At 60.4% G+C, this 23,239-nt stretch carries 19 protein-coding genes; 16 read left to right on the top strand and 3 right to left on the bottom strand.

Translation table 11 applies throughout. The annotated features are described in order from the left end of the window. The first annotated feature begins 25 nt into the window (after nucleotides 1–25). A complete protein-coding gene (locus ACQZAB_RS10585; protein ID WP_428389484.1) occupies nucleotides 26–634 on the top strand; it encodes a PEP-CTERM sorting domain-containing protein in 609 nt (202 codons plus the stop codon). Between the two features lie 187 nt (nucleotides 635–821). Next, a complete protein-coding gene (locus ACQZAB_RS10580; protein ID WP_428389483.1) occupies nucleotides 822–2,411 on the top strand; it encodes a SulP family inorganic anion transporter in 1,590 nt (529 codons plus the stop codon). 9 nt (nucleotides 2,412–2,420) lie between these two features. Here the strand turns inward: ACQZAB_RS10580 and ACQZAB_RS10575 are convergent, their stop codons facing one another. Then, on the bottom strand, nucleotides 2,421–3,170 hold the full coding sequence (locus tag ACQZAB_RS10575; RefSeq protein WP_428389482.1) for a flavodoxin family protein: 750 nt from the start codon (nucleotides 3,168–3,170) through the stop codon (nucleotides 2,421–2,423). Between the two features lie 248 nt (nucleotides 3,171–3,418). On the opposite strand from ACQZAB_RS10575, the gene ACQZAB_RS10570 reads away from it, so the two are divergent. From ACQZAB_RS10570 to ACQZAB_RS10510, 13 genes are all read left to right on the top strand, one after another. Beyond that, on the top strand, nucleotides 3,419–3,625 hold the full coding sequence (locus tag ACQZAB_RS10570; protein ID WP_428389481.1) for a hypothetical protein: 207 nt from the start codon (nucleotides 3,419–3,421) through the stop codon (nucleotides 3,623–3,625). Nucleotides 3,626–3,885: 260 nt separating this feature from the next. Then, nucleotides 3,886–5,670, top strand: a complete 1,785-nt coding sequence (locus tag ACQZAB_RS10565; protein ID WP_428389480.1) for a GspE/PulE family protein — start codon at nucleotides 3,886–3,888, stop codon at nucleotides 5,668–5,670. Nucleotides 5,671–5,754: 84 nt separating this feature from the next. After that, nucleotides 5,755–6,879, top strand: a complete 1,125-nt coding sequence (locus ACQZAB_RS10560; protein WP_428389479.1) for a type IV pilus twitching motility protein PilT — start codon at nucleotides 5,755–5,757, stop codon at nucleotides 6,877–6,879. Nucleotides 6,880–7,059: 180 nt separating this feature from the next. After that, on the top strand, nucleotides 7,060–8,799 hold the full coding sequence (locus ACQZAB_RS10555; RefSeq protein ID WP_428389478.1) for a GspE/PulE family protein: 1,740 nt from the start codon (nucleotides 7,060–7,062) through the stop codon (nucleotides 8,797–8,799). A 175-nt stretch (nucleotides 8,800–8,974) separates the two neighbouring features. Next, on the top strand, nucleotides 8,975–10,183 hold the full coding sequence (locus ACQZAB_RS10550) for a type II secretion system F family protein (protein WP_428389477.1): 1,209 nt from the start codon (nucleotides 8,975–8,977) through the stop codon (nucleotides 10,181–10,183). 41 nt (nucleotides 10,184–10,224) lie between these two features. Beyond that, entirely contained in the window at nucleotides 10,225–10,755 is a 531-nt protein-coding gene (locus ACQZAB_RS10545) for a hypothetical protein (RefSeq protein WP_428389476.1), read from the top strand. Between the two features lie 49 nt (nucleotides 10,756–10,804). Further along, nucleotides 10,805–11,824 (top strand): type II secretion system protein, encoded by a 1,020-nt coding sequence (locus tag ACQZAB_RS10540; protein ID WP_428389475.1) that lies wholly within the window; start codon nucleotides 10,805–10,807, stop codon nucleotides 11,822–11,824. Between the two features lie 9 nt (nucleotides 11,825–11,833). Beyond that, nucleotides 11,834–12,529: a type II secretion system protein gene (locus ACQZAB_RS10535; protein ID WP_428389474.1), complete on the top strand. Its 696-nt coding sequence runs from the start codon at nucleotides 11,834–11,836 to the stop codon at nucleotides 12,527–12,529. 19 nt (nucleotides 12,530–12,548) lie between these two features. Further along, nucleotides 12,549–13,328: a prepilin-type N-terminal cleavage/methylation domain-containing protein gene (locus ACQZAB_RS10530; RefSeq protein ID WP_428389473.1), complete on the top strand. Its 780-nt coding sequence runs from the start codon at nucleotides 12,549–12,551 to the stop codon at nucleotides 13,326–13,328. Then, entirely contained in the window at nucleotides 13,329–14,453 is a 1,125-nt protein-coding gene (locus ACQZAB_RS10525; RefSeq protein WP_428389472.1) for a type IV pilus modification PilV family protein, read from the top strand. Then, nucleotides 14,453–15,964, top strand: a complete 1,512-nt coding sequence (locus tag ACQZAB_RS10520) for a PulJ/GspJ family protein (protein ID WP_428389471.1) — start codon at nucleotides 14,453–14,455, stop codon at nucleotides 15,962–15,964. Before ACQZAB_RS10525 ends, ACQZAB_RS10520 begins: the two co-directional genes overlap by 1 nt. A gap of 29 nt (nucleotides 15,965–15,993) precedes the next feature. Further along, nucleotides 15,994–19,578 carry a hypothetical protein gene (locus ACQZAB_RS10515; protein ID WP_428389470.1) on the top strand — a complete coding sequence of 1,195 codons (3,585 nt, stop codon included), beginning with the start codon at nucleotides 15,994–15,996 and terminating at the stop codon, nucleotides 19,576–19,578. A 249-nt stretch (nucleotides 19,579–19,827) separates the two neighbouring features. Beyond that, nucleotides 19,828–20,253 carry an HIT family protein gene (locus ACQZAB_RS10510; RefSeq protein WP_428389469.1) on the top strand — a complete coding sequence of 142 codons (426 nt, stop codon included), beginning with the start codon at nucleotides 19,828–19,830 and terminating at the stop codon, nucleotides 20,251–20,253. A 3-nt stretch (nucleotides 20,254–20,256) separates the two neighbouring features. On the opposite strand, the gene hisB is transcribed toward ACQZAB_RS10510, so the two are convergent. Together hisB and hisC are read right to left on the bottom strand one after the other, a co-directional pair. Further along, the gene (hisB, locus tag ACQZAB_RS10505; RefSeq protein ID WP_428389468.1) at nucleotides 20,257–20,877 is read right to left on the bottom strand and encodes an imidazoleglycerol-phosphate dehydratase HisB; all 621 of its coding nucleotides are present in this window, start codon (nucleotides 20,875–20,877) and stop codon (nucleotides 20,257–20,259) included. 21 nt (nucleotides 20,878–20,898) lie between these two features. Beyond that, entirely contained in the window at nucleotides 20,899–21,987 is a 1,089-nt protein-coding gene (gene hisC, locus ACQZAB_RS10500; RefSeq protein ID WP_428389467.1) for a histidinol-phosphate transaminase, read from the bottom strand. Nucleotides 21,988–22,052: 65 nt separating this feature from the next. Between hisC and ACQZAB_RS10495 the strand changes: the two genes are divergently transcribed. Beyond that, a complete protein-coding gene (locus ACQZAB_RS10495) occupies nucleotides 22,053–23,237 on the top strand; it encodes a DegT/DnrJ/EryC1/StrS family aminotransferase (protein WP_428389466.1) in 1,185 nt (394 codons plus the stop codon). Nucleotides 23,238–23,239: the final 2 nt, after the last annotated feature.

Raw genomic sequence — 23,239 nt, 5'->3', positions numbered from 1 at the left:
GATGCGATCACTGGCTTTCTGTGCGTTGGCGGCTATTGGGATGAGTGGCTATCTCGTAAAGGATGCTCAGGCAGCCTTGTTCCAGCCTGATTCGGCCACGGCCAGCTCTGAATTCAGCGGGAGCTATGACATCGGTAATGCCATCGATGGCTCGGGGCTGCCGGTCGGCTTCACAGCGGCTGACGCTCACGCGACGTACGTTGCGAACAACCACTGGACCACGCGCAATCGCGAAACCGTGGGCGAGTTTGCTGACTTCTTCTTCGATGACCCGAAGGCGATCGGGGTTTTCTATCTCTGGAATCACCGATCAAACGGGGTTGCGTCGAACGATGATTATGAGGTTACGAAGTTTGATCTGGCCTTCTATGACAGCGGGGACGTGTTGATCTCCGAGCTGCTGGGCCTGACGGCCCTCGGCGAGACCGCGACGGCTCAGGTTTTCAGTTTTCCGGTGATGAGCGATGTGCAGCGTGTCCGGTTCACGATCCGTGAAACCCAGCAGCAGTTGCAGGTGCCTGAGAACAGCGTGCAATACACGGGCTTCGGTGAGGTGGCCTTCGCGGTGCCCGAGCCGGCTTCGATGTCGCTGTTGGCCCTTGGCGGGCTGCTGCTTGGCCGTCGGTCTCGTTGAGTTCATTCGCAGGCTCAAGGCTCCGAGCCTGCGTGCGTTTGGCAAAACCTATCCGGGTCGTTAGGTTTTGTGGTTCAGAGTTGATGCTCTGGCAGGCCTGCACCTGCCGCCCGTCCGGGCACCGGGCCTGATTCCACCGATGAGCCAGTGACGATGACATGCCCGCCAGCGGGCGGGTTGGGTATCGATGATTAACTTTTTTGTGAAGCGGACGGCGGGCGTCAAGGACGACCTGCTGTCGGGTCTGACCGTGGCGTTGGCGATGGTGCCGGAGGCGGTGGCGTTTGCGCTGATCGCCGGACTGGCGCCGCTAACCGGTTTGTATGCGGCGTTCATGGTCGGGCTGATTACGGCGGCGATTGGCGGGCGGCCCGGGATGATTTCGGGGGCGACCGGGGCCTTGGCGGTGGTGATCGTCTCGCTGGTGCGGGATCATGGGGCCGAGTACGTCTTCCCGGCGGTGGTGTTGATGGGCATCATCCAGATCGGCGTCGGGATGCTGCGGATGGGCAAGTTCATCCGGCTGGTTCCGCATCCGGTGATGCTTGGGTTTGTGAACGGGCTGGCGATCGTGATTTTTATGGCGCAGCTGGAGAGCTTCAAGGTGCCGGTTGAAGGAGGGGTGGTCGACGACCACGGCCACGCGGCGAGCACCTGGATGAGCGGCACCCCCCTGTTGGTGATGCTCGGGCTCACGTTTTTGACGATGGCGATCATCTGGTTGCTGCCAAAGTTCACCCGGGTGATTCCTGCGACGCTGGCGGGGATTGTGACGGTGACGCTCATCGCGACCTACCTGCTGCCGATGTTCGGGCAAGAGACGCGGACGGTGTACGACCTGGCGGGATCGATCAAGGGCGGGTTCCCGGCCTTTGAGTTCCCGGTCGATCCGATGACGTGGGGATCTTTGCTGACGCTTGAGACGCTTTGGATCATCCTGCCCTACTCGCTGATTCTGGCGGCGGTGGGGCTGATCGAGTCGCTCATGACGATGAGCCTGATCGATGAGATCACCGAGACGCGTGGGCGCGGAAATCGCGAGTGTGTGGGTCAGGGCGTGGCGAATATCGCGACCGGTATGTTTGGGGGGATGGGCGGGTGCGCGATGATCGGACAAAGCTTGATCAACGTGAACTCGGGCGGGCGCAAGCGGCTGTCGGGTATCTCGGCGGCTTTGTTTCTGCTGGTATTCATCATGTTTCTCTCGCCGGTAATCGAGGTGATCCCGATGGCGGCGCTGGTCGGGGTGATGTTCATGGTGGTGATCGGCACGTTCGAGTGGGCCAGCCTGCGGATGTGGAAGAAGGTGCCTTGGAGCGATCTGTTTGTGATGGTCGTGGTGACGGGGGTCACCGTGTTTCTGCACAACCTGGCACTGGCGGTGTTTATCGGCGTGATTATCGCGGCGCTGGTGTTTGCCTGGCAGCAGGCGACGTACCTGGCGGCGGACATCAAGCACAACGAGTACGGCAGCAAGATCTATCAGCTGCACGGGCCGCTTTTTTTCGGGTCGGTCACGCGCTTCCGGGATCTGTTTGATCCGGCGAACGACCCTGAGGATGTGGTGATTGACTTCTACTACACACGGGTGGCGGATCAGTCGGGGCTGGAGGCGATCAACGCGTTGGCGACGCGGTATAAGGCGGCGGGCAAGCGGCTGCACCTGACGCACCTGAGCCCGGAGTGCCGCGACCTGCTGGATAAGGCGGCGGAGTTTGTCGAAGTGAATTACTCGGAGGACCCGCAGTACCACGTTTCAACGGACCGGCTCGGGTAGCGATCGCAATCAGCGGTATTCGGGGTTTTCGAAGTCGGTGCGGCATCCGGCGTCCCATTTGGAGCGCTGATTGCCGTGGGCGGTGATCCCGCCTGCGTCTTTGAGCAGGCGAGCGGTGTGCAGGAGGTTCCAGGTCATGAAGGTGGTGTTGCGGTTGGTGAAGTCGTTGTCGGGACCGCCTGAGCCTTCGTCGAGGTAGGAGGGTCCGGGTCCGGCTTCGCCCAGCCAGGCGGCGTCGGCCTGAGGCGGGATCGTGTAGCCGAGGTGCTGGAGCGAGTAGAGGATGTTCATGGCGCAGTGCTTGGCACCGTCCTCGTTGCCGGTGATGAGACAGCCACCAACCTTGCCGTAGTAGGCGTACTGGCCTTTATCGTTGAGTTGGCCGGAGTTGGCGTAGAGACGCTCGATGAGCTGGGTGCAGACCGAAGACTTCTCACCCAGCCAGATGGGCGTGCCGATGATGAGGATGTCGGCGGCCTGGACCTTGTCGTAGAGCGAAGGCCAGGCGTCGGAGGTCCAGCCTTTTTCAGTCATATCGGGGTAGACCCCTGTGGCGAGGTCCAGGTCGATCGGGCGGATGAGTTCGGTGGCGACGCCGTTGCGTTCCATGATGGTTCTGGCGATGCCCATGAGACCCTCGGTGTGAGAGAGGTCCGGGGAGCGCTTGAGGGTGCAATTCAGAAAGAGGGCTCGGAGGTCTGAGTAGTCGGCGGGTGCCTGGGTGCAGTCATCTTCCTGCTCTTGGGTGAGTCTGGTCATGGCGGAGGTCTTTCGGTGAGGGGTGGTTAGCGATGGGTGAATCGAAGGCGTGCTTAGATTCACCTTAACGGCTCTGCGTCGAGGCGGGTCCAGGGTTTTACAGCGGCGATCAATCGATCATCGGACCCGATGGTTAGCGTAAAATGCGAATCAATCTCAATTGTAAACTATTGTCAACAAGGCACTTGACGCAGTCACGGCGAATCGTAGGATTGGGCTGTAGCGATCTTTCCCCGAAAGGAGACCCTATGACGACGAACGTGAACGAAGGCCAGTGCGGGCTCTGCAAGCACTTTGCGGCTCATAGCAACGTCAACGAGATTCAGCAGATTCGTGTATCGAAGCAGGCACCGACGGACCTGACCGAGGAGTGTGCCCATCCGAAGAATGTGCCGCTTCAGTTGATGGTGACACCGATCAGCAGCTGCAGCGGGTTTGAATCGGCCGTTGCGTGATCGACCAACCATTTGTGAATACAGCGAGGCCGCCTTCGGGCGGCTTTTTTTTGCGCGAAGCCGTAACGCCATGCCTTAGCCTTGCGAGGTGCTGCCTTGCTCCCGTCGGTTCGGGCATCCATAATTACGGAATAGTCCCAGTCCTGAAGCGAGATGAGCCAAAATATGGCCCTTTGGGGATTTATGTGTTTGATTCCCGAATGATCCGCTCATGGTAAACCCCACAGGTCCACGGTCACCCCGGAATCCCAGAAAGCAGTATGGCACACAGACGCAAGCAGATCGGTGAGATTCTGAAACACTGGGGTTTGATCGACGATCGGCAGGTCACCGAGGGCCTGACGATCGCCTCGGGCACCCGGAAGCGGCTCGGGGAGGCGCTGGTCGATCTCGGTTACATCGGCGAGAACGAGGTCGCGAAGGCTCTGGCGTCGCAGTACGACATGGAGTTTGTCGATCTGGACCAGCCCGATGCGCTCAACATGGAGCATCTGCCGCTGGTGCCGACAGACCTGATCAAGAAGTACACCGTGCTTCCGCTGGGCAAAGAGGGGGACAAGATCAAGATCCTGGTCCACGACCCGATGGACCTCGCCGTGATCGACGACCTGCGGTTCCGACTGGGGTCGGAGATCGAATTGGCGCTCGGGGCCAAGTCAAAGATCCGTGAGTTCATCGACCAGGTGCTCTCGGAGACGAAGTCTTCGATCGACGAGGCCGTGAGGCAGATGACGATCGATGCTTCGATCGACTCGTCGATGGACATGTCGATCGACCGCGGGGCGTCGATGGATATTTCCACGGCGGCCAAGGCCGTGGAGGATGCCGACGACCCCTCCGCGGCCCCGGTGGTGCGGCTGGTCAACAAGATCATCACGGCGGGTGTGAACTCGCGGGCCTCTGATATCCACATCGAGCCCTTCGAGGACCGGGTACGTTTGCGATACCGCATCGACGGACGCTGCCATGAGCAGGACCTGATTCCCAAGCGGACCCAGAACGCGGTGACCGCGAGGCTCAAGATCATGTCCGGCATGCGCGTCGAGGAGAAGCGGATCCCTCAGGACGGCCGTATCAAGCTGACGATGGGCGGGACGGCGGTCGACTTCCGTGTCTCGGCCTGTCCGGCATACCACGGGGAATCGATTGTTCTGCGTATTCTCCGATCCGATGCTGCGAAGCTGGGTCTGTCGAATCTCGGCATGCAGCCCGACACGATGGAGATCTTCAAGAACATCATTACCCGTCCCAACGGCATCTTCCTGGTGACGGGACCGACGGGGTCTGGTAAGACGACCACGCTTTACTCGGCGCTGAACGACCTGAACACGACCGACCGCAAGATCATCACCGCGGAAGACCCGATCGAATACAACTTCAAGGGCATCAATCAGTGTCAGGTGAACGAGTCGATTGGGCTGAGCTTCCAGACCATCCTCCGTGCCATGCTTCGTCAGGCCCCGAACATCATTCTTGTCGGTGAGATCCGCGACAAGGAGGTGGGTGATGTGGCGATTCAGGCGGCGCTCACCGGCCACATGGTGTTCTCGACGCTGCACACCAATGATGCGCCTTCGGCGATCACGCGACTGATCGACATGGGCCTCAAGCCCTTTCTCGTGGCCAGTTCGATCCAGGCCATCCTTGCCCAGCGGCTGGTCCGGATTCTCTGCGATGAGTGCAAGCAGCCCGATGACAACCCAGATCGCAAACAACTGGCGATGGCCGGCCTCAAGCCGTCGGACCTCGAAGGCCAGACGCTCTACAAGGCCGTGGGCTGTTCGGCATGTGGCGGGTCGGGTTACCGTGGCCGACGGGGTATCTACGAGATCCTTGAGATGAACGCGGAAATCCGCAACCTGGCCTTCCAGCGGTCTCCGGTGAACAAGCTGCGTGACGCGGCCAAGGCCTCCGGGATGCGTGACCTGCTTGGCGATGGTCGCCTGAAGGCTCTGGCCGGCGAAACCACGCTTTCCGAGGTGGCCCGCTTCGCCCAGGTCGAGGGCACGGTCAACGTCGACGAGGAAGAGTCCGACGCGGCGTGAGTTCCAGAGGCAGTCCGAGGCGGTGCTGCCGCCAGGTGATCCCATTCATTCCAGAACAGATACCGACGAACGAGGAGTTTTGCGATGTCGACGATTCAGATTGACCGCCTGCTGGATACGGTTGTAAAGCAGGGCGCGTCGGACCTCCACCTGACTGTCGGCAAGGCTCCGACTGTGCGTATGCGTGGGCGCTTGATCGAGCTGAAGACGAAGGTCCTGGAACCGGCCGACACCACGGCCCTGATGAAAGCGATTGCTCCTGAGCGTTCACAGAACGAGCTCCAGGAAGAGGGCGGGTCCGACTTCGGTTTTGCGTACGGCGACGCGGCTCGCTTCCGAGTTTCGATCTTCAAGCAGAAAACGCACATCTCGCTGGTGCTGCGTCAGATCCCGAACAAGCTGCTGGACATCCACAGCATCGGCCTGCCGAAGCTTGTGCCCGATCTAATCCGCCGGCCGCGCGGTTTGTTCCTGGTCACCGGCCCAACCGGCTCGGGCAAGACGACCTCGCTGGCCTCGATGATCAACTTCATCAACCAGGAAATCGACCGGCACATCATCACGATCGAAGACCCGATCGAGTATTACCACGAGCACAAGAAATCGGTCGTGAACCAGCGCGAAGTCGGCAGCGATGTGCCCTCCTTCGCTGAGGCCCTGAGGCGCGCCCTGCGTCAGGACCCTGACGTGATTCTGGTCGGTGAGATGCGTGACCTCGAGACCATCGAGTCAGCTATTACAGCGGCCGAGACAGGCCACCTTGTTTTCGGGACCCTGCACACGACCGGGGCGGCGGGCACGATCAACCGAATCATCGACGCGTTCCCGGTGAGTCAGCAGGCACAGATCCGTGTTCAGCTTTCGACGGCTCTGATGGCGGTGGTGAGCCAGCAGTTGCTGCCACGCGATGACATCAAGGGCATGGTGGCGGCCTACGAGTTCATGGTGGTGACCCCCGGTATCGCGAACATCATCCGCGAGGCCAAAACCTTCCGTCTGGATTCTGAGATCCAGACCGGCAAGAAGTTTGGGATGCAGCTTCTGGATGACCACCTCTGGAGCCTCTACCAGAAGGGCTGGATCGCTGCGGACGAGATGATCGACAAGGCCAAGAACCCGCATGAGCTGATCGAGAAGGTTCACCGAGCCGGCGGGAAGGTCGGCCGTGTCGAGCTCGATGAAGCCAAGGAATCGAGCGAGAAAGAATAAAATCAAAAGGCAGAATGAGGTTGAGACAGGCTTATTTGTCTAGACATCTCATTGTCTATTGATTTCTAGCGTTGTTTTTTGCTTGTCAGGGCCGGTCTTCGAGCCCATAGTGAAACTGGTGAGGCTTTGATGGCTGCAACGCCCTTAGCCTGACCCCTGAACGGGAGCGTGCGAGCACCTATGTCAAAGGTCCCCCTAGACGAGCTGCGTGGCCGGAAGCTTGGCCGCATCCTGACCAAGATGGGTCACACCAATCGGGCCCAGATCCAGGAGGCGCTCAACCTGCAGAAGGAGCGGAAGCTGCCGATTGGGCAAGTGCTGATCGAACTCGGTTATGTGAACACGGATCAGGTCAACCTGGCGCTGGCCGCTCAGGCCGGGATGGAGACCACCGACCCCAAGGACATGGAGATCCCTGAAGAGGTTCTCAAGATGATCCCCGCGGAGATGGCCCAGGCGTATCAGGTGCTGCCTCTGAGCCACGACCCGGACAACAACCGCCTGACCGTCGCTTTGAAGTCCGCCGACAACTTTCGTGCGATCGACGACCTGCGCTTGCTGATGGGCTTTGATGTTAAAGCCGTGGTAGCGCCCGGCGAGACGCTCGCCAAGCTGATCGATCAGCACTACGGCCAGTCGGATGAATCGCTGGCCGAACTGGTCTCTGAATTGGCCGGAGACGAGGCCTTCGAAGAGTTCGCGGGGCGTGGCGAATCGATCGATGTCGATGAAGTCATGTCCGCCGCCGATGACAACAAGGTTCGTCGGCTCCTGAATCTCGTGCTGCTGCAGGCCATCAAAGACAAGGCCTCTGACATCCACTTCGAGCCGTTCGAAGACGAGTTCAAGATGCGTTACCGCATCGACGGCGTGCTCTACGAGATGATTCCGCCGCCGCCGCATATGGCGATCCCGATCGTCTCGCGTATCAAGGTCATGTCTAACCTCGACATCGCCGAGCGTCGCCTGCCGCAGGACGGCCGCATCGAGCTGGATGTCAACGGTGAGCCAATCGACCTGCGTGTCGCCGTGCTGCCGACGATGTTCGGCGAATCGGTCGTGATGCGTGTGCTTGACCGTGGCAACACCGCGCTTGACCTGGACAAACTCGGCATGCGGCCCGACACGCTGGACGAAGTCCGCCAGCTCATCCGTAAGCCCAACGGCATCGTGATCGTAACCGGGCCGACGGGCTCGGGAAAAACGACCACGCTCTACTCGGCTCTCGCTGAGCTGAACGAGATCACCGAGAAGATCCTCACCTGTGAGGACCCGGTCGAATACGACATTGATGGTCTGGTTCAGGTGCAGGTCAATGCGGGCGTCGGTCTGACGTTTGCCGCTGCACTCCGCAGCTTCCTCCGTCAGGACCCCGACATCATCCTGGTTGGTGAAACCCGTGACCTGGAGACCGCGCGGATCTCCGTGCAGGCGTCTCTCACGGGCCACCTCGTGTTCTCCACTCTGCACACCAACGATGCGCCTTCGTCGATCGCTCGTCTGCTGGACCTTGGGCTTGAGCCCTTCCTGATCACCGCCACCATCGAAGGCATTGTCGCTCAGCGACTGGTGCGGAAGGTCTGCCAGCGTTGCAAGACCGAATACGAGCCTAGTGAAGACGAGCTCATGCTGCTGCGGCTGACGCCCGAGGATGTCGAAGGCCGGACGTTCTTCCGCGGCAAGGGCTGCGACTACTGCAACGGCTCGGGCTACAAGGGCCGGATGGGCCTATACGAGGTGATGACGCTCGACGATGAGATGCGTGAACTCATCATGAAGAACGCATCGACCCAGGTTTTGACCGCGGAAGCTCGCAAGCGGGGCATGCGTACGCTGCGTGAATCCGGCCTGCTCGCGTTGTACGACGGGTCCACGACGATTGAAGAGGTGGTCAAGGAAACCCTGGCCATAGAAGCCTGATGTCACCGAACCGTGCAAGCTGTCTGCTTGATGCTCTTTCAGGATTTTGACGATGCCGACTTTTCAGTACGAAGCACTCAACGATGCTGGCAAGCCACAGAAGGGCTCGATCTCTGCCTCGACTTCTGAGGAAGCGATCTCGAAGATCCGAACCCAGGGGCTGTTCCCAACCTCCGTGCGTGAGCAGAAGGCCAAGAGCAAGAAGGGTCCGAAAGGCGACAAGAACGCCAAGGGTGCCAAGGGTGGGGGCAGCGGCAAGAAGGCCACAGAGATCGAGATCACGATCCCCTTCCTGGATGGCGTGACCCAGCAGCAGCTCGCGACTTTTACGCGGCAGATGTCGACGCTGCAGGACGCGGGTCTGCCCATTCTGCGTTCGCTCGACATCCTTCATGCCCAGCAGAAAGCGGGCAAGCTCAAGAAGACCCTCGGCCTGGTCTACGAGGATGTCTCATCGGGCTCGTCGCTGTCGGACGCCATGGCCAAGCACCCGAAGGTCTTCGACAAGCTGTTCTCGAAGATGATCGCTGCCGGCGAGATCGGCGGTGTGCTTGATCTGATCCTCAAACGACTGTCGGAGTTCCTCGAAAAAGCCGAGAAGCTCAAGGCCCGGATCAAGGGTGCGATGTACTACCCGATCTCGGTGCTTGGTATCGCCTCGGTCATCGTGCTCGGCATCATGATCTTCATTATCCCGTCTTTCATGGAGATCTTCGACGACTTCGACGCGGAGATGCCGGCCCTGACCATCTTCCTGATGGAAGCCTCGGCCTGGCTGGCAGGCCCGATCCTGGACTGGCTGGGCGCCGAAGCGCCTGAGGGGCAATCGATCCCCGGCATTGTCTGGGTGGCCCTGTTCCCGTTCGCTGCCTATTTCGTCCTGAAGGTGATCCGGATGACCACCATCGGCAAGGCAACCACGGACTGGATCCTGCTGCGTATGCCGGTGGTCGGCCGTCTCGTCGCGATTGCGACCATCGCGCGTTTCTCCCGAACGCTTGGCACCCTGATTCATGCGGGTGTGCCCATTCTCGATGCGATCACGATCACATCCGAAACCACCGGCAACTACATCTACGCCCGTGCTCTCGAGAATGTCCACGATTCGGTTCGTCAGGGCGACTCGTTCTCTGAGCCTCTTCGTAAGGCCAAGGTCTGTGACTCGATCGTGACCAACATGCTCGACGTGGGTGAGGAAACCGGCGACCTCGACAAGATGCTGCTCAAGATCGCCGACGACTACGACGAGCAGGTCGACGTCGCCGTGGCGTCGCTTACCTCGCTACTTGAGCCGGTGATGATCGTGTTCCTTGGCGTCATCGTCGGTGGCATCGTGATCGCGATGTTCCTGCCGATGATCTCGCTGATGCAGTCCGTGATGTAAACGGCCTGTCTATTCAGAACCTCCAGGAAGCCCCCGTGAACATGCTTTCAGCAACAACCCGGATCACCCTCACGCCCTCAACGGGCCGGGCGGTGACGGTTCGTCGCGGGCTGACCGGGGCCGAGACTCTGCTGTCTCTAGCGGTTGGTGTGCTGCTGATGGCTGGCGGCCTATGGCTGACGGCCGGGTACGCGGAAAGCCTGAGGAAGCAAGCCAACGAAGACATCCTGACGGCTTACGGCTCGGCTCTACAGCGTTACGAGACGATCAGCGGAACCCTGCCAAGCGGCTCGGCCGCCACAGCACTTGAAACGCTCGCCGGGCTTGAGAGCACCCGGGCGACACTTGTCGGCCTGCCGATCGCGATGCGGCCGGACGGCGTGGCCGTCCCGCTGGACGCTTACGGTACCCCGCTGGCCTACAGCGAAACCTCACGCGGCGCTCTGCCTGTGGGTGAGTTCGTCTCCGCGGGGGCCGACCTCACCTTTGGTGATGCGATGGCCGATGACCCCGCACTGATCGAAGCTCTGATTGACGACAGCTACAGCTCGGATTTCGAACAACTGTTTTAGTTCCTACTGACCGAGGCGCCCGGCCGCAGGGCGCGCTCCAGGACAAGCCATGACGCCTGCTTACACGACAACGGACAGCCAGCAACGACCCGAGCTCCTTCACAGGGGTTTCACCCTCATCGAGTTGCTGGTCGTGATCTCGATCATTGCCCTTCTCGTGGCCATCCTCCTGCCCGCCCTCGGTGCCATCCAGCGGGTCGTGCGCCAGACCGAAGCCCAGTCGCAGGCACGCAACCTGCAGACCGGGATGGTGGTTTTCGCGCAGGACAATAATTCGTGGTATCCGGGTCTTTCCTCTCAGGGGACTGCAGACCCCTCGCTTTTTGTTCGAGGAGGTTATGTCGGTCAAACCAACGAAACCAGCGTGATTGAACTCGAAGCGCAACTGAGTGGATTAAGCCTCGATGAGACCCCGGAGTGGTGGGCTGATGCCATCGTCTGGACCCTGCTCAATAAAGGCAGCGTCACGCCCGATGCGGTTATCTCTCCTGCTGAACGCGGCAAGGAACCATGGGACGGCAGCTACACCGACACGACCGTAGGTGATTTCTTTGACCTGAGGACTTCAGCGGAAGGTCCTGCGCACTCGTATGCCTACCTGGACCCACGTCTTGGCGACGAGCACCCAGTCGTCATCAATGACAACCCGACCAACCGCGTTCGTATTCGCAACTGGCGGGATAACTCTGGCAGTCTGGTACCAGTCATTTCAGACCGCATACTGACCGCTAGGACTTCTGAACCGGCTGAGTTCGATTACACGTCGCCTGGTGACTACAACGCCTTTGCCGCCGAGACGGGCTCTTCACCCGATCCCAGGGGTGGCGTTTCCATCCACCAACTCAATTCGGGGAGCCGTGATACAGCTACCTGGCAGGGCGTCGTGGTCATGAACGATGGCAGCGCTTCCTTCCGGGACAGAATCCTGCCAGCAACCCAGCTCTCGGAGACCTTCGCTGTTAAGCAGAACGACAACCGCACCGGCGATGACATCTTCTTCCCCTGGTCTGAAGACGAAGCCGGCGACGAACGCAACGACGCCGTCATGCTCTACGCCGACACCAACTAAGCGACATCCATGAAACAGCAATCACCGATACCACCTACGAATCTATTGACGGTACGAGGTTTCTCGCTCATCGAGATCCTTGTGGTGGTCTCCATCATCGCGGTGCTGATCGCTCTCATCCTCGGTGGTGTCGCGGCTGTCACGGGCAACGCCAACCAGTGGGCCACGGAGTCGACCTTCGCCACCCTCGAAGCCGCCGTGGACGAGTACTACGACCTCAACGGGCGCTATCCGCGTGTCAATCGCAACTCCGACCCGGTGAGCTGGAACAGCAGCCAGAACCGCATGACCGGTTGGCCCGAGCAGTTCTTCGACGAGATGCAGAAGTACGGTGAGATCGGGTCGATGCTGGGTCCACTCCTGCAGACACCGCCCGAAGTCGCCGGTAACGAGGACATTCTGGACATCCGCGACGCCTCACCGATCGCCGACGGCTGGGGCTTCGGCATCGTGCCGATTATCCCGCACGCGATTGCGGATGATTCCTCGGATGAAGCTATTCGAAGTTTACGTCCTTGGTTTTATAGCTCAGGGCCAAACGGCAGTGCCCGCAGTATCGATCCAGATAAAGGCGGTATGGATACGCCGATCGTGTGGGATCATCTGAATGCTAACGATGCACCTGCAAGATTTACTGTCAACAACTTCCCTGACCGTATTGATATCACCGGTACGGATGATCTCTACAGCGCGAGCGCCCCCTAAGTCTGTAGGAGTGACCGCCATGGACCGAAGAAATCGTATCCCTTCCACCCAGCGAGCCTTCTCACTGATCGAGTTGCTGGTGGTGCTTGGCATCATCCTCTTACTCGCGGCGACAACCGTCGGTGCTGTATTGACCCTGATGCGAGCCAACGCTGTTGGCAACGGCGTCAACGCCATCAACGCCCAGGCTGGACTGGCACGATCGATCGCTCTGCGTGATGGCGTTCAGACGGCCTTGGTCTTCCGTATTGAGGATCCCGATATCAATGAGCGGACGCTGGTAGAAGTTGCCTCGCTGGTGGAAACACCTTCACGTACCGAGTTCCAACGGCTGACGGACATCCGCAGTGTTGATCTGCCTGAAGGCGTCCGGGTTACCGGGCAAGCCATGGTAGGGCCAGCGCGACTTTGGACGGCTCCTAGTTACCCAAAAAGTCGCAACGATCCAGCAATTGTCCTGGCTCTTCGATTTAATCCTGATGGCAGTGTGAATCCGGACGACACGGCTTACATCTACAACTTCGACCCACAAGGCGCCAGTGGGAGCAACGTGGTACACGTCGCCCGAACAACCAGGTTTTTCAGCGTGCTGGATGAGCGCGAGTTTCAGATTGAAATGAGTGCTGCCTACGACGCCAATGATTCTAATTTCTTTAATGACAGCATCGAACTCTTTCTCGAACAGGGCTATCTCGGCGACGCCTCTACCGGCAGCTTCATCGACGCCGATATCGCCATCGTGACCTTTGCACCCAACACCGGGCTGCCTTCGGTTCAGCGGAATCAGGAGACGCCTTAAGTGATCGCCGTCTCACCCCGTCCAATCCGACGACGACTCAACCGGCCGCAGAACCGGGCTTCCCGACGCGGCTACACGCTCATCGAGATGCTCGTCTCGGCCGGCATCCTCGCTTTCGGCCTGATCCTGCTCTCGGCCCTGTTCCCGGTTGGCGGGATCGCCCGCAAGAACGCCGCCGACGACACCTTCGCCCACACCCACGCCCGTAACGTCCTCGCCGTGCTCCAGGCGATGGGGGCGGACGGAATTGATGATGCGGCAGCACCCGGTGTGATCACTGCTGGAGATGCCTTCGTACCATTTACAAATAACATCAGTCTGAATAGCTCTGGGATTCCAGATGCCAACCCATTGAGCGCGGGACTGGGAGAGTCAACGGCATATGGGATTCCATTTATTGCTCCGCCAGCCGAGAACTACATCTATCAGGCGCAGCTGCACCAGCGAGGTGAAGGCGTCGATCTCTACGGCCCCACCACCGAGAATCTCGTCGCCCGCTATCCCCGCCGGAGCCTGATTCGCGATGTCACTCAGAACCTCCGCGACGGCTACGACCGCCGGGTACCCGAGGCCGTCGACGCCAGTGTGCCCACTTACGAACACCGGCTTCTGGTCCGCCGCCCCGCCGCCGGAGACCCCTACGAGGTCGCCGTGTTTGTGTTCCGTAGAGAAGAAGTCGCCGTGCCCGAGGCGCTGGTGATCAATGACTTCGACCGTGATGGCGATAGCGACAGTCAAAACTTCGGAGACATCACGTATTGGGATGACAATAGCGCAGCCAGCGAGTTCAGGAACGAGATTAACCTGACCACCGGCGATCAGATCGGCGACCTCAATAACAGTGAAGTGTTCGATCTTGAATTCGATACCGGCGGCATCCGCAACCATCGCATGATGATTCGCGAGGTCGCTCCAAATACCGAGCCCACCTACATCGCTGAGATCGTGGGTAGCTTCGTGCACGACAGCGATGAACTCGTGGCGGTGCTCGGCTCTGGACGCCCCCCGGCTTTCAGAAACCCGGCGACGGTAGGCAGCTCGCCTGCAGCAGGTGACTTCATCGAATACGAAATCTACTGGCTCCCGGCGAGAACCGCCGCCATCGTGACGGGGATCATTCCTTGATGCGTAACCCATCCCCCAGCCCAACGCAGCCTCAGCGTCGACGAGCCTTCACGCTCATCGAGATGTTGACCGCCGTCACCGTGCTCGCGCTCGTGTTCTTGGTGGTCGCCTTCATCATCGACGCCGTGCGTGACACCGTGAACCTCGGCGGGGCTCAGGATGAAGTCCTCTCTGTCGCCCAGGTCGTCGAGACCCGGATGCGCTCCGACATCGCCAGGCTGAGCCACGACGGCTTCATGGTGCTCCGAGCCCATCGCTTCGAGTTGCCGGTCCCGGGCGTCGATCCCGATGATCTCCGCAGGTCCTACCGGATGGACCAGCTCGGCTTCTTCGCCAACGGGCCCTGGCAGTCCGTCCTGGACCCGAGCATCGAGGCGTCAGCTGCGTGGATTTGGTACGGGCATCTGAGGGCACCGGGAGCCGGATTTAATGATGCAACCTCTTTGGGTGCACCTTTCGATAACGCCCCACCGTTTCTGAACATCGTCAACGGATCGGTCGATCAGAACAGCGTTATTCCGCCCCACCGCTGGACACTCGGCAGACGCGCGACGCTGGTCACGCCTGTCATCCCGCCAACACCTTCGAGCCTCGGGGGAACGCAGCACTACACCGATAGCCTCTGGCGGAACACCGATGACGATCCCAACACGGTTCTCCCCTCATTGCGAGGCAGCGATCCTGAAGCCAGCTTTCGGTTTGACGCTGGCACAACCGATCTCGCGATCGGCTCGTTGGCTACTTACAAAGACGCGATCGTCAATGCCTTCAGTAATAACGCCACGAACGGTTATCTCTACCTGGCTCTTGCCACCTCGAGAAGAACAGGCCAGAGAGACTTCAACCTGCCCGGGATTCTCAACAACACGAATACCGCCGCACAGCAAAGCGCCAACGTTGCGGCCACACTTGCCCCCTACTGCTCTCACTTCGAGATCGAGTACGCGCTGGACGTTGCAGACAACGCCACCATTGCAGCCGGTAACTACGACATCACGGCCGGCTCCGGCCCCGATGGGGCTGTGGACATCCGCCCGCGTGATACTGGCGACGAAAACCCGCCTTACATCATCTGGCACCGTCTCAATCCCGGCCCAGAGCTTCGTAACCCAAGCCCTCTCAACATCGGTTACGCCACCGTCGGAGATATTCGAGCGTTTGCGTACGACCTTCAGCATGATGAAGTCGGTGGTATCAGACCTGACGGTCAGGTTTATGGCAATAACGACAATCTGGATTCGGCCTCAGGTATCTTTCAGATCTACGGCGAAGGCCTCGAGCGCGATGTGCCGACCTCCGGCATCTACCGTGCCTGGCCGGTGCTCCTCCGGATCACCATGGTCCTCCACGACCGCGAGGGCTACCTGAACCAGCGGGCCGAAGAAACCGAAGAATTCATCGAAGCTCAGGGCCAGGGACAACGCGGGCGTCCCCGCTGGACCGTCTCCGGCGAGCCCGATGGGCAACGTCTCCAACTCATTCTCCGGGTCCCGCCGCGCGACGCGCGGTAACGCGACGCTCATGCTTTAAGGAGTGCGCCATGGCCACCTCGATGCACCACGATCCCACGACACCGACCCGCAGCCGCCAGATCTTCGGCGCCCGCAGAGGCTCCGCCCTGCTGCTGGCCGTCGGCGTGCTGCTGCTGGTCTTCCTCGCCGGCGTCGCCTTCGTCTCCGGCGCCCAATCCCTCCGGATCGCCGGGTCCGCCTCGGCCCGCACCTCCAACACCGACGCCGCCATCGAAGCCACCGTCGACTACATCGGCCAGGTCATCGCCAAGGACTGGACGGACTACACCAGCAATCCCACGACCGGCACCAGCGAGTACTACGACTACCCCGGCCCAAGCGACCGCTGGCTCGCAACGATCGAGCCGGAGGATTTCTCACGCTTTGACGGAACGACCCAGATCTATCTCGAAAGCTGGTCTTTCATCGAGCAGGCACAACTCGGCGGAGACAGCGACGGCGACGGCACAACCGACAACGACTGGGATGTCTGGCGGCAAATCAGCAACTTGCCTACTGCGGATGGCACAGCCGAACTTCCATTCATCGATGTCCGTTACTTCCAGCCGGTTGGCACGGATATTCCTGAAGGAAATACTTTTGATATCAATACCTTGACCAACCAAAAGCCAACACTGGCCTATCACCCTGTGCGCGCAGGCTCGACCTTTGGCGAAGACAACCTTGGCTACAACGAGCCCATGACAGGTGATGGCCTGCCCGACCTAAGCAGCGGAGCAGCGACTGACGAGAACGCCGAGTTCTTCCTCGCCACCACCGCCGACGCCGATGGCGACGGCTACATCGACTCCCGCTGGGTCGAGCTCCCGATCAACACCCCCGGCGGCCTCCGCTGGGCCGCCGCCGTCCGCATCATCGACGAGACCGGCCTGGCGAATGTGAATACGGCGGGGGAACTCCATGAAGCAATCGGCACAGAGGCAGATAAGCGCAGACACATGGTGCTCGGATCGACCCCACACGACCTGAACCTCAAGCGCTTGCTCGCTAGAGCTGATTTCACGGTGGGCACCAACGCCGACTGGGGCGATGCACCGAACAACCTCCCGTGGAGTTCGGTCGGCGAGGACTACCAACAGCTCAGTGGCGATGTAACTACAGTTACCCAATCAATCGGCTTTACGACCGGTTCCAGAAACGCACCGACTCTTGGTCAGTTCTCTTTTGACTTCATTACCGAAGGTAATTCTCTCACGCGCAGTGCGTTGTATACGTCACTCGGTTATCCACGCGTCGACGTAACCAATACAGCATTTACATCGGCCAGATATGGCCGTGCGGATCGCGATCTGCGATGGCAGATGTTTGGGCGGAATCTGGATGTGCCACCTGTGTATACCACGACAGCTTCTGTCGACTTCGATGCCCCCTATAACGAGAATGAAACGCTGACTCTCAATAACCAAACATATCTACCGTTCGGAACTGACACCCTCGCCGAACTCCGCCGACGCTTTGGTCTTAACAGTTCCGGCTGGTCGGCACTTGAATACAGCTTGCTGCAAGAAGATTCCGATCCAACCGACGGCGACGCCTGGTCCGTCCTCCGCTCCAACCGCGTCGAGACCCCCGGCTGGGCCTCCCGCCGACAGATGCGCCAAGGCGTCCGCCACCTGCTAACGACCTACTCGGGAGCACGGCAGGTGCGGCCGAACCTGGCTGGCGGTGGAACCGTTGACTATGCCGACCCGGAGAGTCGAGCGAAGTTCAATATCAACCTTCTAGATGAAACAAACATCGATGACTTTGTCGAGCGTGCCAGAGAAGCTGGGGTAGATGCTGCTGATGCAGTGGCACTCGCCGCCAATGCTTTCGCGTATCGAGTGCCTGGAACGTACGACGATGTCGATACTGGCTTTGGCGTAGCAGACGACTGGAGTGCGTTGAGCGATTTTGAAACCAGTAATGCATCGGCGGGCGGACAGAGATCTTTGGGCCTGGAAGCGCAACCATTTTTTAGAGAAGCCGCTTCCATCATTGTCGCTGAAGACCCTCCCGATGGTACTGTGAGCGTCACTTCAGAAGATCGTTACTTGATTGTAGAAATCGCCAATCCCTGGGACGCTACCGCTAATGGCTATGAGACGGATGTAGAACTTAGCGACTTTGAGATTGTAGTTACTGCAGGCGGTACCGACACAAGCATCACTCTTAACGCTGGCACATTAGCAGCCGGAGAGGAAGTACTTCTTCACTCTCCCGGCATGAACATCACTTCACTCAATCCCAGTGTGTCAGGGCCAGCGGCTCAACCCATCCTTCCAAACAACGCTTGGACACAAGGGCAGTCCATCGAGTTCAGGTTAGAGTACGGTGGCGAAGTGGTTGATCGCTTTAGGGCACATAACACTGTCGGTCCGCCAGCAGTCAACGATGATTTTCCTCTTGATGAGACGAACGTCTATGGCGGACGGCTGGCTCCCGTCGATGGTGAAACCGTGGTTTACACGAGCTATCTACGTAGAGACGACCGAGAGACTAATGGCACCCCTCATTACGTGCTTGAGCGTGACAGTCAGAATGAAGTGTCGACAACCCCGACGCGCTCTGTCTTCACCACAGCAACTCCACTTCCTGCAGATTTTTCGGGCGAACTAGATGAGACTTTTGGCGATGCTGGTAATGGCGTCAACTTCAATCCTACGCCGCCCGCGTTCCAACTACACCTTGGTAAGGTCGGAGATGGCACAGCAACCAATCCCGTCGCTCCCGCCTTTGACTCAGTGGCAGAGCTTGGGATGCTGCCCGTCGTTGCACACAGAGCAGATACGAACGTGCCTATATCTGAACGCCTTGGGAGTGCATTGGTTGGAGCTACCGCTGGCAAGGAACGATACTTCGGCAAACTCGACTGGACGGAGATTCCTAATGGCGAGTCTCTCCCTGATGCCGTCCACCTGATGGACCAGTTCACTACCCTCGATGGCCCAGATTCAACAGCCATCTCTGGTAGTCCGGCCCTCAACCCCGGCATGGCCTTCGGCGTCGTCAACATCAACACCGCCCCGCGACGCGTCCTCGAAGCCTTGCCCTTCGTCCTCGGCGGCAACGCCACAGATAATCATCCAATGACACTGCCGCCACCTCGCGATGGCCAGCAGTTGGCCGAAGGTATTCTCGACTACCGTGACCTGCCAGAGACGGGCCCCTTCTCGACCGTCGGGGGAACGCGTAATGCCGCAATCCCCGACATTACGACGTCTGGTACAGGAACGATTAGAGCCTCTCCGGGCTTCGCGTCAATCGGCGAATTAACCTTGATCCGTGGCGGTGGAGTTTCTGACAACCGCTTCGACTATCTCGCACAAGGAACCGGCAACGCCGACGAAACCGATGGCGACTTCACCGTCGACGCAGTCGACAACGACCTCGAAGAAGAACTCCTCCCCTTCATGCGCACCGCGGGGCTCATCTCCGTGCGGTCGGATGTCTTTACGGCCTACGTCATCCTCCAGGGCCGGCGGCCCAATGCCGACAACCCGCTGCTCTACGACAAGGTCGTCGAGCGCCGGTTCATCGTCACCTACGACCGGTCCAACGTGAACGAGGCCGGCGACAAGCCGAGGGTCCTGATGTTCACCGAGGATCGTTAACCCGGCTTCCCGCTCGCGGTTTTTTCACCCGGCAGGACCGATAAAATCGCTAAGCCCGGCAGTCCACGCGGATTAGCTGTCGCTTGCCCCTGAATTCCATCGATCGGGTTCAGAAAAAGCTAGGAAAGTAAGCCCTGATTGTTAAACTGGGGTTACTTCTCTTCTCCTCCTCCTGGGCCGGCGTCGGGCACCTTTCCCGCCGCCGGCTCTTCTTTTAGGCTCCCGGTGAGAGCCTCTCAGGAGCCCGCCATGATCACCGATCCCAACTGCATCTTCTGCCGCATCGTCGCCGGGGAGATCCCCTGCCACCGGTTGTACGAGGACGAGAACACGCTGGCCTTTCTGGATGTCGGCCCGACGGCCCCTGGCCACAGCCTGCTCATCCCCAAGGCCCACTACGAACGGTTGGATGAACTGCCGGAAGATATCGCCGCAGCGATCGGACGCGTGCTGCCCCGGCTGGGCAGAGCCGTCAGTGAGGCCGTTGGTGCGCCCGGCTACAACGTCCTGCAGAACAACGGCAGCGAGGCCGGGCAGGCCGTCATGCACGTGCACTTCCACATCATCCCGCGTGGTCTACCGGACTCGGACTTCCGTTTTGACTGGCCGGCGGGCAAGCTCGACCCCGATCGGGCCAAAGAACTGGTCGCCGAGATCACCGGACGGATCGGCTGAGACTCAGAGCGAGCCCTTCGTCGAAGGCATGTCGTCGCGGGTCACCCGGGTTGCCTGGTAGAGCGCCCGGCCAAAGGCCTTGAAGATCGCCTCGGCGACGTGGTGGTCATTCCCGGCGCTCGGCACCTCGACGTGCAGGTTGAACCGGCCGGCCTGAGCCACGGCGTAGAAGAACTCGCGCACGAGCTGCACGTCAAAGCTGCCGATCTTGGCGTCCACGCTGCTGAAACCGGCATCGAACACCAGCGCGAACCGCCCCGACAGATCGATCGAGACCCGGGCCAGGGATTCGTCCATCGGCACGGAGGCAAAGCCGTAGCGCTCGATGCCTTTCCGGTCGCCGAGCGCCTGATCCAGCGCCTGCCCGAGCACGATGCCGACATCTTCGACCGTGTGGTGATCGTCGACGTGGGTATCACCCTTTGCCTCGATCCTCAGATCCAGCCGGCCATGCTTGCCGATGTGATCGAGCATGTGATCGAAGAAGCCGACGCCGGTCTTGTGCTCGTAGCTCGGAGCGCTATCGGGGTCGAACCCGAGTTCGAGTCGGATCGAGGTCTCGTTGGTGGTCCGCTCGATCGCGGCGGTTCGGCGGTTGTCAGATGAAGGTGCGTTGGAAGCCAAGGGTTTACTCGCGTTGTCGGGTCAGGCGGGCTGCAGCAGCCGATCCAGCGCCTCAAGCAGCGTCTGGTTCTGTTCCGGGGTGCCGACCGTGATCCGCAGCCTGTCGCGGAGCCGGTCCTGATCGAAGTATCGCACAAGAATGCCCTCCGCCTTGAGCCTTTCATAGAGCTCGCGGGCAGAGGCCCCATGGGGAACACGAGCCAGCACGAAGTTGGCATGACTGTCTGGCACCTCGAACCCGCGTGACCGCAGCGACCCGCTGAGCACGGCCCGCTGCTCGATCACCCGGTCCCAGGTCTCGCGGGCGTAGGACTGATCCCGGATCGCTGCCTCGGCCGCCACCTGAGCCAGAAGGTCGGTGTTGAACGAATCCTTGGCCTTGTTCATCGAGGCAATCAGATCGGCGTGACCGATCCCGTAGCCGAACCGCAACCCGGCCAGCCCGTAGCCCTTCGACAGCGTCCGCAGGATCAGCACGTTATCGAGGCCGCTGTCCTCCCGAACCAGCGGCAAGGCCGACTGACCCGAGAAGTCGACGTAGGCCTCATCCACCAGTAGCAGGCCCCGACCTCGCAGAGCCTCCGCCACCGAGCGTAGTCGGTCGAGCGACTCGAGCCTCCCGGATGGCGCGTGCGGGTTCACCACGAAGGCGATGCCGATCCCAGCATCGGCCAGCCGCTCTTCCCAGCCGCTAGGGAGACCAAAGTCATCAGTAAGAGGCTCCGAGACCACCGGCGTCCCGTGGATCCCCGCCAGCACGCGATAGAGGGTGTACGTCGGCTCAGCGACGGCGATCCCACGACCCGAATCGGTCGGATCGGTGAACACCGTCAGGGCCAGCCGGAGCAGTTCATCCCCGGCATTCGTGGCGATGATCTGATCCGGGGTCACGCCATGGACCTCAGCGGCCGCCTGTCGAAATGCTGCTGCTGTCGGCGGGGGATACCGACGGAGCTGCTCGCCCGTCACCCGCCCGATGGCCTCGTTAACCGTCGGCGAAGGCGGGTAGGGGCTCTCGTTGGTGTTGAGCTTGATCGTCCGCGGGTCTTCGGGCTGCTCACCCGAGACATAAGCCGACAACGCCGAGATATTCGCACGCTCGTAGGGCATGGCCATAGTGTAGATCACCCGACGCTCACGCTACACTGCTCCAAAGCCCTTTTGAGAGATCACGGATGACCGACCTCCCGCTGAGTATGCCAGACATCACCGATGCCGAAGTCGACGCCGTCGTCGATGTACTCCGATCCGGGCGTCTGAGCATCGGCCCCAAGCAGGAACTCTTTGAGGACGTCCTCGCCGGACGGATCGGCCGGCGACACGGGATCGCCGTTTCCTCCGGCACATCAGGTCTCCACCTCGTGCTGCTGGCCCTGGGTGTCGGACCCGGCGATGAGGTTGTAACAAGCCCCTTCTCCTTTATCGCCACGGCCAACGCCATCGCCATGTGCGGGGCCAGGCCCGTCTTCGCCGACATCGATCCCACCAGCCTCAACATGACCGCTGAGTCGGCGGAGAAGGTCATCACCGAGAAAACCAAGGCGATCCTCGGCGTCGAGGTCTTCGGCAACCCGACCCATATGGACCAACTCGAACGGCTCGCCAACGCCCGCGAGATCCCGCTGATCGAAGACGCCTGCGAGGCCATCGGTGGCAAGAGCGGCCATCGCAAACTCGGCAGCTTCGGGAGAGCCTCGGTCTTCGGCTTCTATCCCAACAAGCAGATCACCACCGGCGAGGGCGGGATGATCCTCACCGACGACGACCGCCTTGCCTCCCTCTGCCGATCGATGCGCAACCAGGGCCGGCCCGATCCCAAATCACAACCCCGCGAGCCCTTCGGCGGCGGGCAGTCCACCGGCTCCTGGCTCCAGCACGAACGCCTCGGCTACAACTACCGACTCTCCGAGATCTCCGCGGCCTTGGGCATCGCTCAGCTCGATCGGCTCGAAGGCATCCTCGAAAAACGCCGCGACGTCGCCTGCGAATACATCATGCGCCTGAAGGAACTCGAAGACATCATCCTCCCGACCGTCCCGGTCGATCACGAGGAGAGCATGTCCTGGTTCGTGTTCGTGATCCGCCTGACCGCCGAGTACGGCCGCCAGGAGCGCGACCGCATCATCGCCGGCCTCCGCCGACACGATGTTGGGGCCTCCAACTACTTCCCCTGCATCCACCTCCAACCCTTCTTCCGCGAGCAGTTCGGACACAAGCCCGGCGACTTCCCGGTCGCCGAGTCCATCAGCGACCGCACCATCGCCCTGCCATTCTTCAACAAGATGGACAGCACCCAGATCGAGCTCGTCTGCCACACCCTCAAAGTCATGATTCAACGCGAACAACTGCTCAGGCGGTGAGT

It is taken from the genome of Mucisphaera sp., from assembly GCF_965279675.1.
In the GTDB taxonomy this organism is placed as follows: domain Bacteria; phylum Planctomycetota; class Phycisphaerae; order Phycisphaerales; family Phycisphaeraceae; genus Mucisphaera.
This window is presented reverse-complemented; position numbering and strand designations above follow the sequence as displayed.